Source organism: Dietzia sp. WMMA184 (assembly GCF_002441635.1).
Lineage (GTDB): Bacteria > Actinomycetota > Actinomycetes > Mycobacteriales > Mycobacteriaceae > Dietzia > Dietzia kunjamensis.
The window spans coordinates 1,127,783-1,143,862 of the sequence record NZ_NXEI01000001.1 but is presented as its reverse complement, the minus strand read 5'-3'; the positions used below and the strand labels follow the sequence as shown (position 1 = coordinate 1,143,862).

Sequence of the window (16,080 nt, the reverse complement as noted above, 5' to 3'; positions counted from 1 at the left end):
CGGCGTCCACGGCCTAGGATGGTCGGGTGACGACTCCAGCTTCTGCCTCCCCGAACACCGACCGCGCGGACGCCCTGCCCGCCTCCTGGAACCCAGGTGAGGTGGAAGGCGGGCTGTACCAGCGCTGGGTGGAGGCCGGCTACTTCGAGGCCGATCCGTCCAGCGACAAGCCCGCCTACTCGGTGGTGTTGCCGCCGCCCAACGTCACGGGCAGCCTGCACATGGGCCACGCGCTCGACCACACCCTCATGGACGTGCTCACGCGGCGCAAGCGCATGCAGGGCTTCGAGGTCCTGTGGCTGCCCGGCATGGACCATGCCGGGATCGCCACGCAGACCCTCGTGGACCGCAAGCTCCGCGACGAGGGGATCGACCGCCACGAGATCGGCCGCGACGCGTTCATCGAGAAGGTCTGGGAATGGAAGCGCGAGTCCGGTGGGACCATCGGGGAGCAGATGCGTCGCCTCGGCGACGGTGTCGACTGGTCGCGTGAGCGGTTCACCCTCGACGACGGACTGTCGCGCGCGGTGCAGACCATCTTCAAGGAGCTCTACGACAGCGGTCTGATCTACCGCGCCGAGCGACTGGTCAACTGGTCGCCCACCCTGCAGACCGCGATCTCGGACATCGAGGTCAAGTACGCGGACGTCGAGGGCGAGCTGGTGAGCTTCCGCTACGGCTCGATGGACGATTCCGAGCCGCACCTGGTCGTGGCCACGACCCGGCTCGAGACGATGCTCGGTGACACCGCGATCGCCGTCCATCCCTCCGACGAGCGCTACGCGCACCTGGTGGGCACCGAGATCCCGCACCCGTTCCGGGACGGGTGGACCATGCGAGTGGTCGCGGACGACTATGTCGATCCCGAGTTCGGGACCGGCGCGGTGAAGGTCACGCCCGCGCACGACCCCAACGACTTCGCGATCGGCCAGCGTCACGGCCTCGAGATGCCCACGATCATGGACGCCACCGGCCACATCACCGGGACCGGGACCCGCTACGACGGCATGGACCGTTTCGACGCCCGCAAGGCCGTCCGGGAGGACCTCGCCGAGCAGGGGCGCATCGTCAAGGAGGTGCGTCCGTACCTGCACTCGGTGGGCCACTCCGAACGGTCCGGCGAGCCGATCGAGCCGCGGCTGTCGCTCCAGTGGTGGGTGCGGGTCGAGGAACTGGCGAGGATGGCCGGGGACGCCGTGCGCGACGGTGACACGGTGATCCACCCGACGAGCCAGGAACCGCGCTGGTTCGACTGGGTCGACGACATGCACGACTGGTGCATCTCCCGCCAACTGTGGTGGGGTCACCGCATCCCGATCTGGTACGGCCCCGACGGCGACGTGGTCTGCGTGGGACCAGGCGAGGAGCCGCCCGCCGGATACACCCAGGACACCGACGTGCTCGACACGTGGTTCTCCTCCGGACTGTGGCCGTTCTCCACCATGGGCTGGCCCGATCGCACCGCCGACCTCGAGCGGTTCTACCCGACGTCCGTCCTGGTCACCGGGTACGACATCCTCTTCTTCTGGGTGGCGCGGATGATGATGTTCGGCACCTTCGTGGGCCGGACCCTCACCGGCGACAAGGCCGCTCCGGGGAAGGTTCCGTTCACCGACGTCTTCCTCCACGGCCTCGTGCGCGACGAGCACGGCCAGAAGATGTCCAAGTCCAAGGGCAACGGCATCGACCCGCTCGACTGGGTGGACCGCTTCGGCGCCGACGCCCTGCGCTTCACCCTGGCCCGCGGGGCCAGCCCGGGCGGCGACCTGTCGGTCGGGGATGACGCCGCCCAGGCGTCGCGCAACTTCGCCACCAAGCTGTTCAACGCCACCCGCTTCGCGCTGATGAACGGGGCGAAGGTGGGCGAGCTGCCCGCCGCGTCCGCGCTCACCGACGCCGACCGGTGGATCCTGCATCGCCTCGGGGAGGTGCGGGTGGGCGTCGACGACGCGCTGGACCGCTACGAGTTCTCCAAGGCGTGCGAGGCCCTGTACCACTTCGCCTGGGACGAGGTGTGCGACTGGTACCTCGAGCTCGCGAAGGTCCAGTTCGGTTCGGACGACGCCGCGCGCGCGTCCGAGCGGGCCGAGAACACGAGACTCGTCCTCGGACACGTGTTGGACGTCCTCATGCGGATGCTGCACCCGGTCATCCCGTTCGTCACGGAGACGCTGTGGACGGCACTGACCGAGCGGGAGTCCGTGGTGGTCGCGGACTGGCCCACCGACGTGGCGCCGGCCGATGACGCCACGGAGCCGGTCCGCCGCGTGGCCGACGCCCAGACCCTCGTCACGGAGATCCGGCGGTTCCGCTCCGACCAGGGCCTCAAGCCCGGTCAGCGGGTGCCGGCACGGATCTCCGGCGTCGACGCCGCCGACCTGCCGGCGGACCTGCTCGCCCAGGTGTGCGCACTCGCCCGGCTGACCCCGGCCGCCGAGGACTTCACCGCGACGGCCTCGCTCGAGGTCCGGCTCGGGTTGTCGACGGTGGACGTGGAGATCGACACCTCCGGGACGATCGACCTCGCCGCCGAGCGACGCCGGTTGGAGAAGGATCTCGTCGCCGCCCGCAAGGAACTCGAGACCACCGGTGCCAAACTCGGCAACGAGGCGTTCCTGGGCAAGGCGCCCGACCACGTCGTCGACAAGATCCGCGGTCGCCGCGACCTCGCCGAGGCCGAGGTCGCCCGGATCACCGCCCGGCTCGAGTCGATGCCGGTAGGAAGTGACCCCGCGTGAGCGATCGACAGTGGCTCCCACCGCACGACCCGAGCGAGGGGTGGGACACCCCGACCGAGGAGGACGTCGCCGAGATGCTCGGCGAGGACGGCCTCGTCTCGGGCGTCCCGCTCGGTGGTCCGATCCCGGGTGACGAGGACGGCGACGGCGACGATCACCTGCCGCCGCGCCCGGTCCCCGAGGTCGGCAGCCCCGAATGGCAGGCCGACGCGGCCGACCTGGCCGCGGTCGAGGAGGAACTGACGACCCGCTGGCCGGAGTCCCGGCTCGAGCCGAGCCTGGACCGGATCGCCGAGCTGATGTCCGTGCTCGGCGACCCGCAACACGCGTACCCCGTGGTCCACGTGGCGGGCACCAACGGCAAGACATCGGTCACGCGGATGGTCGACGCGCTGCTGCGGGCCCTGCACCAGCGCACCGGACGCAACTCCAGCCCCCACCTTCAGAGCGTCACCGAGCGCATCGCGCTCGACGGGGAGCCGGTCACCGCCCGCACCTTCGTGGACACCTACCGCGAACTCCAGCCCTATCTCGAGCTCGTCGACCAGCGGTCCGAGGAGGCCGGCGGCCCACGCATGAGCTACTTCGAGGTGCTGACCGCGATGGCGTTCGCCGCGTTCGCCGACGCACCGGTCGAGGTGGCGGTCGTGGAGACGGGGATGGGCGGGACGTGGGACGCCACGAACGTGGTCCGGCCCGCCGTCGCCGTGATCACCCCCGTCGGCCTGGACCACACCGACTACCTGGGCGAGGACCTCGCGACGATCGCGGGGGAGAAGGCCGGGATCATCCAGCCGGGCCCGGAGGACGATCTGCTGCCGCGGGACCCGATCGCCGTGATCGGGCGCCAGGAGCCCGAGGTCATGGACGTCCTGTTGCGTCGCGCCGTGGAGGTGGGCGCGGTCGTCGCCCGCCTCGGTTCGGAGTTCGACGTGGTCGAGCGGCGGGTCGCCGTCGGCGGCCAGCAGCTCACCCTGCGAGGCCTCGGTGGCGAGTACCCCGAGGTGTTCCTCCCGCTGTTCGGGGAGCACCAGGCCGAGAACGCCGCGACCGCGCTCGCGGCCGTCGAGGCGTTCTTCGGCGCGGGCCCGGACAGGGCCCTGGACCCGGAACTCATCCGTGCCGGCTTCGCTGCGGTCGACAATCCCGGGCGCCTCGAGCGGCTCAGCTCCAGCCCCACCGTCCTGGTGGACGCCGCCCACAACGGGCACGGAGGACGCGCACTCGCCGAGGCTGTCACCTCGGAGTTCGACTTCAAGCGGCTGGTCGCCGTGGTCGCGATGCTCGACGGCAAGGACGCCGACGCGTTTCTCGCCGCACTCGAGCCGGTGGTGGAGGAGGTCGTCGTCACCCGGGCCGCCTCATCTCGCGCGATGGACCCGGGCGACCTCGCACGCATCGCCGAGGAACGGTTCACCGCCCAGCGCGTCCACGTGGTGGACACCCTGCCCGACGCGGTCAGCGCGGCCCTCGACCTGGTCGGGGTCCCGGATCCGACCGCGGACGACGACGTCTCGGGCGTCGGCGTGCTCATCACGGGTTCCGTGGTGACCGCCGGGGCCGCCCGCAGCCTGTTCGGAAAGGACGCACAGTGACCGACCCGACCCCCGGCCCCCGGGGCGCCGCGCACGAGCCCTCGGTGGACCCGTGGAAGGGGCTGCGGGGCATCATGGCCGGCACCCTCGTGCTCGAGGCGATCGTGATCGGTCTGGTGCTGACGGTCATCGCCCGGCTCGACGGCGGCGCCCACTTCCAGCCGTGGAAGGTGTGGTTCGTCAGCCTCCTCGCGGTCGCGATGCTCGTGGCCAGTGGACTCCAGCGCAAGCCCTGGGCGATCCCGCTGAACCTCACGCTCGCGGGTCTGGCCGTCGCCGGCTGGGCCGTGCACTGGTCGATGGGGGTCTGCGGCCTGATGTTCGCCGCGGTCTGGGCGTACATCCTGTACCTGCGCCGGGACCTGACCCGCCGGATGGCCGGTGGCTATCTGCCCAGCCAGCACGACTGACGGCTCCGGACGGTCGGCGTGGACACCGGGCTTGTAGGATCGCCCTCGTGACCGAGAGAACTTTCTTCCTCATCAAGCCCGACGGTGTCGAGCGCGCGCTGACCGGGACCATCCTGGCCCGTATCGAGGCCAAGGGCCTCAAGATCGTCGCCATGGACATGCGTCAGGTGTCCCGGGAGACGGCGGCCGAGCACTACGCCGAGCACTCCGAGCGTCCGTTCTACGGGGACCTGCTCGAGTTCATCACCTCCGGTCCCGTCGTCGCCGGCGTGCTCGAGGGGCCCCGGGCGATCGCCGCGTGGCGTCAGCTCGCCGGGGGCACCGACCCGGTGGAGAAGGCCGCGCCCGGCTCCATCCGTGGCGACTTCGGTCTCGAGACCCAGTTCAACCTCGTCCACGGCTCGGACTCCGAGGAGTCCGCCGCCAGTGAGATCGCGCTCTGGTTCCCCGGTCTGTAGATCCCCCGTCCTCCCGCAGTGATCGAGCTGCGCGCGCCCGTCGGCCCTGAGGCCCGGCGGGCGCGTTTGCGTTCGGTGGTGCCGGGCGACGACGTTTCGGCGGCGGGTGTGGGAGAATGGTCGAAGCCCATCCTGGCGAGTGGACCACCAGTCCGCCCCGGAACGGGCGCCCGCCACCCGTGGCCCGGTTCGTCCCGGTGCCGCGGACCACAAGACGTCGCCCCACCCCGGTGGGGCCCAGACAAGAAGACGCCCGACCCCGTGCGGCGGCGTGGGTCACCGGTATCCGGTGACGTGATCGCGCCCGGAGTCCGGCCGGAGGAGACACGTGTCGGATCCGAACCTGACAATCGACGACATCAACGCGCTTCCCGAGAGGATGCGCGCGCACGCGGCCGCCAGGGCCGTGGGCATGAGCAGCAGGGAATTCCTGACCGCCATGGCCGGGATCGGCGTGGAGATCAAGAGCGCCCAGTCCGGGGTGACCAGGCAGGTGCTGTTCGACTGGTTCACCAGCCGCGGGCAGGACACGGGGACGGCGTCCGGTGTCGCGCCGGCAGGGGACACCGGTGCCCAGGCGCCGGCGGCCGAGGCGTCCGCGACCGACGCCCCCGCCCGGAAGGCCCCGGCGAAGAAGGCCGCCGCCAAGAGGGCGGCCAAGGCGCCCGCCGGGAAGACCGCCGGGAAGACCCCCACCGCAGAGGTGCCCGCCGACCCGGCGTCGGCTGAGCCGACCGCCGCTGAGACGATGCCGGCCGAGACGCCGGCCGAGGCGCCTGCTGCAGAGTCGGCGACGGAGACCGCTCCCGCGAAGAAGGCGTCCGGCAGGAAGAGCCCGGCGCGCAAGACCACAGCCGAGAAGACCGCCGAGAAGGCCACGGACGCCGAGAAGTCCGCCTCCAGGTCCGCGGAGAAGTCCGGCACGAGGACCGGGAAGAAGTCCGTGCAGGGCTCCGCGGACGAGTCCGCAGGGACCGGGGGAGGCGGGACGAGCGGTCGGAACCGCCCGGCGCTGCCCGAGATCGCGATCGTCACCGGCGAGGTGGGGTCGGAGGAGTCGGGCAACCGTCGGCGTCGGTCCACCGCGACCCCGTCGTTCTCTCCACTGTTCCTCTCGCCCGACGAGGCTCCCGCGCAGACGCAGGCGGACACCCGTTCGGGCGACGAGCCCCGCGGCCGCCGCGGCCAGGGCCAGACCCAGGGCCAGACCCAGGGCCGGGCCCGCACCGAGACCGCCCCCGACACCGCCCCCACCCCTCCCGCCGAGGACGCGCAGGTCGAGCAGGACGGGCAGGAGCAGGGATCCGACGACGGCCGCGCCACGGACCAGTCCGACTCCGGTGACGGCGGGGCCCGTCGTCGCCGTCGGGGCCGTCGTGGGCGTGGGCGCGGTCGCGGCGAGGCCGGCGACGACCAGAACGGCGAGAACACCGGGACCGAGTCGTCGGACGACGGAGACCAGCGCGACAGCGACCAGCGCGACGACGCCCCGGACGAGACCTCCGGCAGCGATGACGGGAGCTCCGACGCCCGTCCCGATTCCGCCGCCGAGACCGACGACCGGTCCGCCGACGACTCCGACGGGCAGTCCGGTCCGGGTGACGCCGACGGTGACGATTCGGACGACTCGGGGAACGGTCCGTCGGGTTCGAGGCGCCGTCGCCGTCGTCGTCGTCGCAGTGGGAGCTCCGGCTCCGACGACACCCAGACGTCCAACGATGACCCGCCCCAGACCGAGGTCCACGAACGCGAGGCCCGCCGTCGCTCCGGACGCGGGGGACAGGGCTCGGGTACGTCGTCCGACGAGGTCCAGGGCATCACCGGCTCCACGCGGCTCGAGGCCAAGCGCCAGCGCCGCCGCGACGGCCGCGAGGCCGGTCGTCGTCGCCAGCCGATCCTCTCCGAGTCCGAGTTCCTCGCCCGCCGCGAGGCCGTGGACCGCGTCATGGTGGTCCGCGAGAAGCAGCGCGGCGACGGCAAGGGCGTCATGACCCAGGTGGGCGTGCTCGAGGACAAGGTCCTCGTGGAGCATTTCGTCACCACCGAATCGGCGCGTTCGATGGTCGGCAACGTCTACCTCGGCCGTGTGCAGAACGTGCTGCCCAGCATGGAGGCGGCGTTCGTCGACATCGGGCGCGGCCGCAACGGCGTCCTGTACGCCGGCGAGGTCAACTGGGAGGCCGCCGGGCTCGGTGGCAAGGCCCGGCGGATCGAGCAGGCGCTCAAGTCCGGCGACATGGTGCTGGTGCAGGTCACCAAGGACCCGATCGGGCAGAAGGGTGCCCGCCTGTCCACGCAGATCTCGCTGGCCGGGCGCTTCCTCGTGTACGTGCCGGACGGCAACTCCACCGGCATCTCGCGCAAGTTGCCCGACACCGAGCGTCGCCGCCTCAAGGCGATCCTCAAGGAGGTCGTGCCGGAGGGCTCCGGCGTGATCATCCGCACCGCCGCCGAGGGCGTCAGCGCGGAGGAGATCGGCCGCGACGTCGAGCGCCTGGCCGCCCAGTGGACCGAGATCTCGGAGGCGGCCGCCAAGCGCACCGGCTCCGGGGCCGGCACGCCCGTGGCGCTGTACGAGGAGCCGGACCTGCTGGTCAAGGTCGTCCGCGACCTGTTCAACGAGGACTTCTCCAAGCTCGTCATCCAGGGCGAGACATCCTGGGACACGGTGCACGACTACGTCTCGCGGGTCGCGCCCGAGATGACGGAGCGCGTGGAGCGGTACGACAACCCGGATGTGGACGTGTTCGCCACCTACCGTGTGGACGAGCAGCTGGCCAAGGCGCTCGACCGCAAGGTGTGGCTGCCCTCCGGCGGCTCGCTGGTGATCGACCGCACCGAGGCGATGACCGTCATCGACGTCAACACCGGCAAGTACACCGGCTCCGGCGGCAACCTCGAGGAGACCGTCACCAAGAACAACCTCGAGGCCGCGGAGGAGATCGTCCGCCAGCTGCGCCTGCGCGACGTCGGCGGGATGGTGATCATCGACTTCATCGACATGGTGCTCGAGTCCAACCGCGACCTCGTGCTGCGGCGCCTCACCGAGGCGCTGGGGCGCGACCGCACCCGCCACCAGGTCTCCGAGGTCACGTCACTGGGGCTGGTGCAGCTCACCCGCAAGAAGCTCGGTACCGGGCTGGTCGAGGCGTTCTCCACCCCGTGCGAGCACTGCCAGGGCCGCGGGCTGATCGTGCACGCGGACCCCCTGCACACCGAGTCGCACAACGCCGACGAGCCCGGTGGCCGCCGCGGCCGTCGCAAGGGTGGCAACGGCAAGGGCTCGGGGGAGTCCGAGGCGCCCGCGCCCAAGCAGGCCGCGCGCAAGGACGGCCCCGCGCCGGCCGCGCACCCGGCCGCGCTCGCGATCTCACGGCAGCACACCGAGGCAGACGCCGACAGCGGCGCCGAGCCGAACGCCCAGGGTGACACCCGCACCGACGGGGGCCGTGACACCGACCAGGGCCGTGACGCGGCGCCCGAGACCCGGGCAGCCGGGAGAGCGGACGCCGGCGCCCGGGGGGCCACCGCCCCCGAGGTCGTGACCGCGCCCGCGGCGGAGGCACCGGCCGCTCCCGCCGCGGAGCAGACCGCCGAGCCGACGCCGGGGACCGCCGAGCCCGACTCGGCGGACGCCGCCGGGACCACGCGGCCGGCGCGTCGCCGCCGGGCAGCGAGGCGGGCCACGAGCAGTGCTCCGGCGCCGACGACCGCGGCCGAGGACGCAGCCGCGGCCGAGGTGACCGACTCCCCGCAGTCCGAGGCCGCCGTGGTCGCCGAGGCGGAGACCGTCGTGGAGCAGGTCTCCACCCCGGGTCCCGACACTGCGGGTCCGGACACGGCGGGTCCGGATACCGGGCTCACGGGTCAGGCCCCGGGCGGGCGCCGCCCCCGCCGGCGGTCCACCCGCCGCGAGGCTGGCGCCGCCGGGACCGACACCGCGCCGCAGGCCGCACCGGCCGATCCGGTGGCGAAGGTCGAGGCCGCGCCCCTGGCGGAAGCGCCCACCTCGGTGGTCGCCGAGCCGCGCACGCGGCCCGCGAGGCGACGTGCCACCAGGACGACGACCGCCCCCGCTGGCGACTGACGCACCCGGCCGCGGGCCGGCGGCACGGTCGGTTTGACCTGCTGTGCCGCCGGACCGTAACCTTGACAGGTCGCTCGTCGCGGCGCTACGTCGTGGCGCGAGGAGTCGCGCGACGGGACCGGGAACGGTTCCGGGGCCCGCGACCCTCGACCGACGCGAGTCGGCGAGCAAGAGAGAACACCGCACACCAGGTGTGGTCGCCCCAGGCGGCCGCACACCCGAGAAGCAAGGGGAAGCCCTCGATGTACGCGATCGTCAAGACCGGCGGCAAGCAGTACAAGGTCGCCGAAGGGGACCATGTCAAGGTCGAGAAGATCGAGGGCGAGGCCGGAACCTCCGTGTCGCTGTCCCCGATCCTCGTGGTCGACGGTTCGGCCGTCACCTCCGACGCCGACGCCCTGGCCAAGGTCACCGTCTCCGGCGAGATCGTCGAGCAGACCAAGGGACCGAAGATCCGGATCCACAAGTTCAAGAACAAGACCGGGTACCACAAGCGTCAGGGCCACCGTCAGAAGCTGACGGTCGTCAAGATCACCGGTATCAAGTAATCCATCTCCGGCCGCTCAGGCCACCAGCTCAGCGCCCTCGGGCGTGCTCCCTGAAGGAGGGACTCGGACATGGCAAGTAAGAAGGGCGCATCCAGCACCCGTAACGGTCGTGACTCCAACGCACAGCGCCTCGGCGTCAAGCGGTTCGGCGGCCAGGAGGTCAACGCCGGTGAGATCCTGGTGCGCCAGCGCGGCACCAAGTTCCACCCGGGCGTCAACGTCGGCCGTGGTGGCGACGACACCCTGTTCGCCCTCTCCGCCGGCGCGGTGGAGTTCGGCACCAAGCGCGGTCGCAAGACCGTGAACATCGTGCCGGCCGGCGTCGAGGCCTGAGTCTCCCAGCCGACCACTTTCATGAACAGCCCTCGGGGGCCGGGCGGGGTCGTCAAGACCCCACACCCGGCCCCCGAGAGTATTTGCACCACCCCGCCCGTCATCGCCCGTCACCCGGAGGAGTCCCCACCATGTCGAGATTCATCGACCGCGTAGTGCTCCACCTCGCGGCGGGGGACGGCGGCCGCGGCTGCACCTCGGTGCACCGCGAGAAGTTCAAGCCCCTCGGCGGCCCCGACGGCGGTAACGGCGGGCACGGCGGCGACGTCGTCCTCGTCGTGGACCCCCAGGTCCACACCCTGCTCGACTTCCACTTCCGGCCCCACGCCCGCGCGGGCCGGGGCCAGCCGGGTATGGGCGCCAACCGTAACGGTGCCCAGGGCGCCGACCTCGTACTGTCGGTACCGCCCGGCACCGTCGTGCTCGACGAGGACGGCGAGGTGCTGGCCGACCTCACCGGCGTCGGCACCCGCTTCGTCGCCGCCGAAGGTGGCAAGGGCGGGCTGGGCAACGCCGCCCTGGCCTCCCGGGCCCGCAAGGCCCCCGGCTTCGCGCTGCTCGGCGAGCCCGGCGAGGTCCGCGATCTCACGCTCGAGCTCAAGTCCATGGCCGACGTCGGACTGGTGGGCTTCCCGTCCGCCGGGAAGTCCTCCCTGGTCTCGGTGCTCTCGGCGGCCAAGCCCAAGATCGCCGACTACCCCTTCACCACCCTGGCACCCAACCTCGGCGTGGTCTCGGTCGGCGACGACACCTTCACCATCGCCGACGTTCCCGGCCTCATCCCCGGTGCCAGCGAGGGCCGGGGCCTGGGTCTGGACTTCCTGCGTCACATCGAGCGCACCGCCGTGCTGGCCCACGTGGTGGACTGCGCGAACCTCGAGTCCGACCGGGACCCGATCTCCGACGTGGACGCCCTCGAGGCCGAGCTCGCCGCCTACCGGTCCGAACTCACCGACGCCGGGATCGGCGACCTGGCAGACCGCCCCCGCGTGGTCGTGCTCAACAAGATCGACGTGCCCGACGCCGCCGACATGGCGGAGATGGTGCGCGAGCACTTCGAGGCAAAGGGGTGGCCGGTCTATGCGATCTCCGCGGTGGCCCACAAGGGGTTGGACGAGCTGCGGTACGGCCTGTACGAGCTGATCAAGGCGCACCGTAAGGCCAACCCGCCCGCCGCGCCCGAGCGGATCGTCATCCGCCCCAAGGCGGTGGACGTCGAGGAGTTCCGCGTCCGCCCGGATCCCGCCGACCGCGGCGCGTTCATCGTCACCGGGGCCAAGCCGGAGCGGTGGATCCGTCAGACCGAGTTCGACAACGACGAGGCCGTGGGCTTCCTCGCCGACCGGCTGGCCCGGATCGGGGTCGAGGAGGCGCTCATCAAGGCCGGCGCCACGGAGGGCTGCACCGTCACCATCGGTGACGTCTCGTTCGAGTGGGAGCCGCAGACCCCGGCCGGCGTCGACCTCATGCGCACCGGGCGTGGGACCGACATCCGGCTGGAGTCCGACGAGCGGATCGGCGCCACCGAGCGCAAGTACCGCAAGCGGGTGCGCCGCGGCCTGATCGACCCGGACGAGGAGATCCTGGAGTGACCACGGAGCGGGAGTTGCGCCGTCGTATCGGCGCGGCCCGCCGCGTGGTGGTTAAGATCGGCTCGTCGGCCATCACCAGTTTCCACGGCGGGATCCGGCGGGCCGAACTCGACGCACTCGCCGACGTCTGCCAGTCGCGGATGGCCGCGGGGTCGGACGTCTTCGTCGTCTCCTCCGGTGCGATCGGCGCCGGCATGGCGCCACTGGGGATGACCACCCGCCCCGGCACCCTGTCCGCGAAGCAGGCCGCGGCCAGCGTCGGACAGCTCGAGCTGGCGCGCGCGTGGGGCGACTCGTTCGCCCGCTTCGACCGGGTGGTGGGCCAGGTGCTGCTCACGGCCGCCGACATCGGGCGGCGGGACAGCGCCGCCAACGCCCAGCGGACCCTCGACCGCCTGCGCACCCTGCACGCGGTGCCGGTGATCAACGAGAACGACACCGTGGCCACCAACGAGATCCGGTTCGGTGACAACGACCGGCTCGCCGCGTTGGTCGCGCACCTCATCAGCGCCGACGCCCTCATCCTGCTCTCGGACGTCGACGCCCTGTACGACTCCGACCCGCGCAAGGGCGGGGCCAGCGCGGTGACCATGGTCGGCGGCGAGGGCGACCTCGACGGCGTGATCGCCGGTGCCGGCGGTGCCCTGGGGACCGGCGGCATGGCCTCCAAGCTCGCCGCAGCCCGTCTGGCCGCGGACGCGGGCATCCCGGTCCTGCTCACGGCCGCGGAGCTGGCGCCGCAGGCCCTCGCCGCCGACCCGACGGTGGGCACGGTCTTCGCGGCCCGGCCCGAGCGGATGACCGCCCGGCGCTTCTGGGTCCGGCACGCCGCGGACGCCCGCGGGGCGGTCCTGCTGGACGACGGAGCGGTCCGAGCGGTGACCGGCTCGCGACGCTCCCTGCTACTGGCCGGGGTGACCGGGGTGGACGGGCTGTTCCACTTCGGCGACGTCATCGAGATGCACGACGTCGACGGCCGGGTGGTCGCCCGCGGGATCGCCCAGTACGACTCGGTCGAGGTCCGCGCCCGGCTGGTCGACCGGGCGGCGGGCGGCACCGGCTCCGGTCAGGGGCGCCCGTTGGTGCACGCCGACGACCTCGTCCCGGTCTGACCAGCGCTGGTCCGACCACCGACCCCGGTCGGCCCGCGCTCAGCCTTCCGTGACGGTCCCCTCGGTGTGGACCGGGGTGACGGTCCCCTCCTCGAGGTTGTAGATCGCGCCGACGATCGCGGTGCGGCCCTCGGTGATCGCGCGGTCGACGGCGGCCGACTTCTGCCGGATCGCGGTGACGGTGTGGCGGACGTTCTCCACCACCACGTCGTCGTACCCGGCGTCCGGGTCGCGCCGCGCCTCGAACACGGCCGGCGAGATCCGCTCGACCACGTCGCGCAGGTACCCGGACGGGGTGGAGTGCGTGTCGATGGCGGTGATCGTGGCGCCCACCGCGCCGCACGAGGTGTGTCCCAGGACCAGGGTCAGCGGGATGTTCAGGGCCTCGATCCCGAACTCGATCGACCCGAGCACCGACGAGTCCACGATGTGGCCGGCGTTGCGGATCACGAACAGGTCGCCGAGCCCCTGGTCGAAGACGACCTCGGCGGGGACGCGGGAGTCCGCGCAGCCGAACACCTGCGCGAACGGATTCTGCTGGCAGGCGAGCTCGGTGCGCCGAGAGGGGTCTTTGTGCTCGTTGAGGTTCTCCCCGGCCACGTAGCGGGCGTTGCCGCGGAGTAGTCGGGCCAGTGCGGTCCCCGGTGTCTTTGCGATCTGCATGGCCCTATTTTGCTCCTCGACGCTCACCCGTGGTGCGGCAGGGCCGCATCTGTCAGCTCGAGGACCTCCACGCAGTCGCCGTCGATCGTCAGGGTGGCCTCGTCGTGCGCGCGGGTGCGGCCGCGGTTGACCACCGCGACGGGCGTGCCGGTGGTCACCGCACGCCGTACGAACCGGTATCCGGAGCGGACGGTCAGGGAGGAGCCGACGACGACGACGAGGTCCGACCCGTCGACGAGCGCGTTGGCCTCCTGCACGCGATGCGCGGGGACGTTCTCGCCGAAGTAGACGATGTCCGGTTTGAGGACTCCCGAGCAGGCCCGACAATCGACCATGCGGAAGTCCGAGGTCTCGGCCAGGACGGCGTCGGCATCCGGCGCCACCTCGATCGCCCCGCGGGAGGTCACGCGTTCGATGAAGCCGGGGTTGAGGCGTTCGAGCTGTTCGTGCAGCGCCCACCGGCTCTGTCGCAGGCCGCAGTCCAGGCAGATGACCACGGCGTAGGTCCCGTGCAGGTCCACGAGCCGGCGGTTGCCCGCCTTGAGGTGCAGCAGGTCCACGTTCTGGGTGATCACCCCGGTGACGAGGCCGCGCCGCTCCCAGTCGGCGAGCAGGAGGTGCGCCGCGTTGGGCCGCGCGGCCTCCATGTGCCGCCACCCGAGGTGGTTGCGCGCCCAGTAGTGCCGACGGAACGCGGGGTCGCCCACGAACTGTTGAAACGTCATCGGGGTCCGGCCGGGCGAATCGGGCCCGCGGTAGTCGGGGATGCCCGACGGGGTCGAGATGCCGGCGCCGGTGAGCACCACCGCCCGCCGGCCCCGGAGGAGTTCGGCGAGTGCGGCCGCGCGGTCGGGCAGGTCCGGGTCCGCCTCCGTGCGCTCGGCCGGCGTCCAGGCGGTCTCACGGATCCTGACCATCTAGAGGCCCCCGGGCCCCGAGGGGTCGTGCGCGCACACCACGTCGAGGGTGTCGTGGCGACGCCGGGCCAACCCGGCGAGCCTGGCGTGCGTCAGGGACACCGCGCCCGGTTCCAGGGCCAGGGCGCGTTCCAGGACGGGGATCGACCGCGGCACGCGACCCGTCTGACCGATCTGCCCCCGGTGGTAGAAGGCGTCCCCGGCGTGGAGGAGGTCTTTGTCGTCGTCGTCGTCGTTGCCGTGGACGCGGTCGTGGTCCCCGACACCACCGGTGCGGCCGCCGCCGGGCACCAACACCCCGGCGTGACCCACCGCGTGGCCCGGCAGGTCCACCAGCATCATCCCCTCGGCGACGTCGTCCAGGGGGTGCACCCGGAAGCCTTCCCACCGGTCGGTCCCGTAGGAGTACTCGACGAACCGCGGCCCGTGCGACCACTGGGGGCGGCGGTACCGGCGGCGCTCGACGAACCGCGGCGTGCGCACCGCCCACGTCAGCGCCTGGGCGGCGACGTGCACCTGCGCCTGCGGGAAGTCGGCGAGCCCACCGATGTGGTCGACGTCCATGTGGGTCAGCACGATGTGCCGCACGTCCCGCGGATCCAGGCCCAGCGCCTCGATGCGGTGGACGGCGGTCTCGCCGGTGCGCAGCGCCGGGCGCAGCGCGTGACGCATCGCCCCGAGGCGGCCGGCCGGGTCGGCGATGTCCTGCAACCCGATCCCGGAATCCACCAGCACGAGCCCGTCCGGGGCCTCCACGAGCAGCACGCGCGTCGGAACGAGGCCCCCCATCGTGCCGCAGTTGAGCTGGTGGATCCGCATGGGAGAAACGGTACCGACCGACGGTAGGGTGCGTGGCATGGCCGCAGGTGGAGTGCTCGATCCACGACCGGTGGTACGCGTCGAGCGGCAGCGCGACGGGGGCGTGGACGAGCGGGCCGAGCCCGTGTCGGCCGGGGCGGGGCGGTGGCCGTACTCGATCCCGGCGGTGGCCCAGCTGTTGCGCGAGGGACTCGAACTCGACGACCTCACCGTGCTCGTGGGGGAGAACGGCGCCGGCAAGTCGACGATCGTCGAGGCCGTCGCCATGGCGTACGGGCTCGGCGCCGAGGGCGGGTCGGTCAATGGCCGTGACGTCACCTGGGAGTCGGAGTCCCCGCTGCACGACTCACTGCGGCTGGTCCGGGGCGGGGGCGCGCCGAAGTGGGGCTACTTCCTGCGCGCCGAGACCATGCACGGCATGTTCACCTACCTGCAGTCCTCCGGCCCGGAGCAGGACTTCCACTCCCGCAGCCACGGTGAGGCGTTCTGGGACATCGTCACCACCTCGCGGTTCTCCGGCGGCGGGTTGTTCGTGCTGGACGAGCCCGAGGCCGGACTGTCCTTCGACGCCCAACTCCGACTGGTCGCCCTGCTGCTCGAGCTGGCCGACCGGCGCGGGGCGCAGGTGCTCATGGCCACCCACTCGCCGATCCTCGCTTCGGTGCCCGGCGCCGCGGTGTACGAGCTCTCCGACGCCGGGATGCACCGCACCCGGTGGGAGGATCTGGCGATGGTCGACCACCGGCGCTATCTCGACGCGCCGGAACGGTATCTGCGCCACCTGCTGGAGTGACCGGGCACACTGGGG

Annotated in this window: 13 protein-coding genes; 10 read left to right on the top strand and 3 right to left on the bottom strand. The window is 72.1% G+C overall.

The features are described 5' to 3' along the window. The first annotated feature begins 26 nt into the window (after nucleotides 1-26). From CK206_RS05260 to proB, 9 genes are all read left to right on the top strand, one after another. Nucleotides 27-2,738, top strand: a complete 2,712-nt coding sequence (locus tag CK206_RS05260) for a valine--tRNA ligase (protein ID WP_067719741.1) — start codon at nucleotides 27-29, stop codon at nucleotides 2,736-2,738. Further along, a complete protein-coding gene (locus tag CK206_RS05255; protein WP_173674770.1) occupies nucleotides 2,735-4,333 on the top strand; it encodes a folylpolyglutamate synthase/dihydrofolate synthase family protein in 1,599 nt (532 codons plus the stop codon). The genes CK206_RS05260 and CK206_RS05255 overlap by 4 nt, the downstream gene beginning before the upstream one ends. After that, nucleotides 4,330-4,743: a DUF4233 domain-containing protein gene (locus CK206_RS05250; protein ID WP_067719739.1), complete on the top strand. Its 414-nt coding sequence runs from the start codon at nucleotides 4,330-4,332 to the stop codon at nucleotides 4,741-4,743. The genes CK206_RS05255 and CK206_RS05250 overlap by 4 nt, the downstream gene beginning before the upstream one ends. 47 nt (nucleotides 4,744-4,790) lie before the next feature. Next, nucleotides 4,791-5,201 (top strand): nucleoside-diphosphate kinase, encoded by a 411-nt coding sequence (gene ndk, locus CK206_RS05245; RefSeq protein ID WP_067719736.1) that lies wholly within the window; start codon nucleotides 4,791-4,793, stop codon nucleotides 5,199-5,201. Nucleotides 5,202-5,529: 328 nt separating this feature from the next. Next, on the top strand, nucleotides 5,530-9,288 hold the full coding sequence (locus tag CK206_RS05240; protein ID WP_096905783.1) for an Rne/Rng family ribonuclease: 3,759 nt from the start codon (nucleotides 5,530-5,532) through the stop codon (nucleotides 9,286-9,288). A 242-nt stretch (nucleotides 9,289-9,530) separates the two neighbouring features. Next, a complete protein-coding gene (rplU, locus tag CK206_RS05235; protein ID WP_067719729.1) occupies nucleotides 9,531-9,836 on the top strand; it encodes a 50S ribosomal protein L21 in 306 nt (101 codons plus the stop codon). 69 nt (nucleotides 9,837-9,905) lie between these two features. Beyond that, nucleotides 9,906-10,169, top strand: coding sequence for a 50S ribosomal protein L27 (rpmA, locus tag CK206_RS05230; protein WP_096905782.1), 264 nt, complete (start codon nucleotides 9,906-9,908; stop codon nucleotides 10,167-10,169). A gap of 131 nt (nucleotides 10,170-10,300) precedes the next feature. Further along, a complete protein-coding gene (obgE, locus tag CK206_RS05225; RefSeq protein WP_067719726.1) occupies nucleotides 10,301-11,761 on the top strand; it encodes a GTPase ObgE in 1,461 nt (486 codons plus the stop codon). Continuing rightward, entirely contained in the window at nucleotides 11,758-12,873 is a 1,116-nt protein-coding gene (gene proB / locus CK206_RS05220) for a glutamate 5-kinase (protein ID WP_096905781.1), read from the top strand. The genes obgE and proB overlap by 4 nt, the downstream gene beginning before the upstream one ends. 39 nt (nucleotides 12,874-12,912) lie before the next feature. On the opposite strand, the gene CK206_RS05215 is transcribed toward proB, so the two are convergent. The 3 genes from CK206_RS05215 to CK206_RS05205 are packed head-to-tail and all read right to left on the bottom strand — an operon-like array spanning nucleotide 12,913 to nucleotide 15,272. Then, on the bottom strand, nucleotides 12,913-13,536 hold the full coding sequence (locus CK206_RS05215; protein WP_096905780.1) for a carbonic anhydrase: 624 nt from the start codon (nucleotides 13,534-13,536) through the stop codon (nucleotides 12,913-12,915). 23 nt (nucleotides 13,537-13,559) lie between these two features. Continuing rightward, nucleotides 13,560-14,453, bottom strand: coding sequence for a Sir2 family NAD-dependent protein deacetylase (locus CK206_RS05210; protein ID WP_096905779.1), 894 nt, complete (start codon nucleotides 14,451-14,453; stop codon nucleotides 13,560-13,562). Beyond that, nucleotides 14,454-15,272, bottom strand: coding sequence for an MBL fold metallo-hydrolase (locus CK206_RS05205; protein ID WP_096905778.1), 819 nt, complete (start codon nucleotides 15,270-15,272; stop codon nucleotides 14,454-14,456). It abuts the gene before it with no gap. 37 nt (nucleotides 15,273-15,309) lie between these two features. On the opposite strand from CK206_RS05205, the gene CK206_RS05200 reads away from it, so the two are divergent. Beyond that, nucleotides 15,310-16,065 (top strand): AAA family ATPase, encoded by a 756-nt coding sequence (locus CK206_RS05200; RefSeq protein ID WP_096905777.1) that lies wholly within the window; start codon nucleotides 15,310-15,312, stop codon nucleotides 16,063-16,065. Nucleotides 16,066-16,080 lie beyond the last annotated feature (15 nt).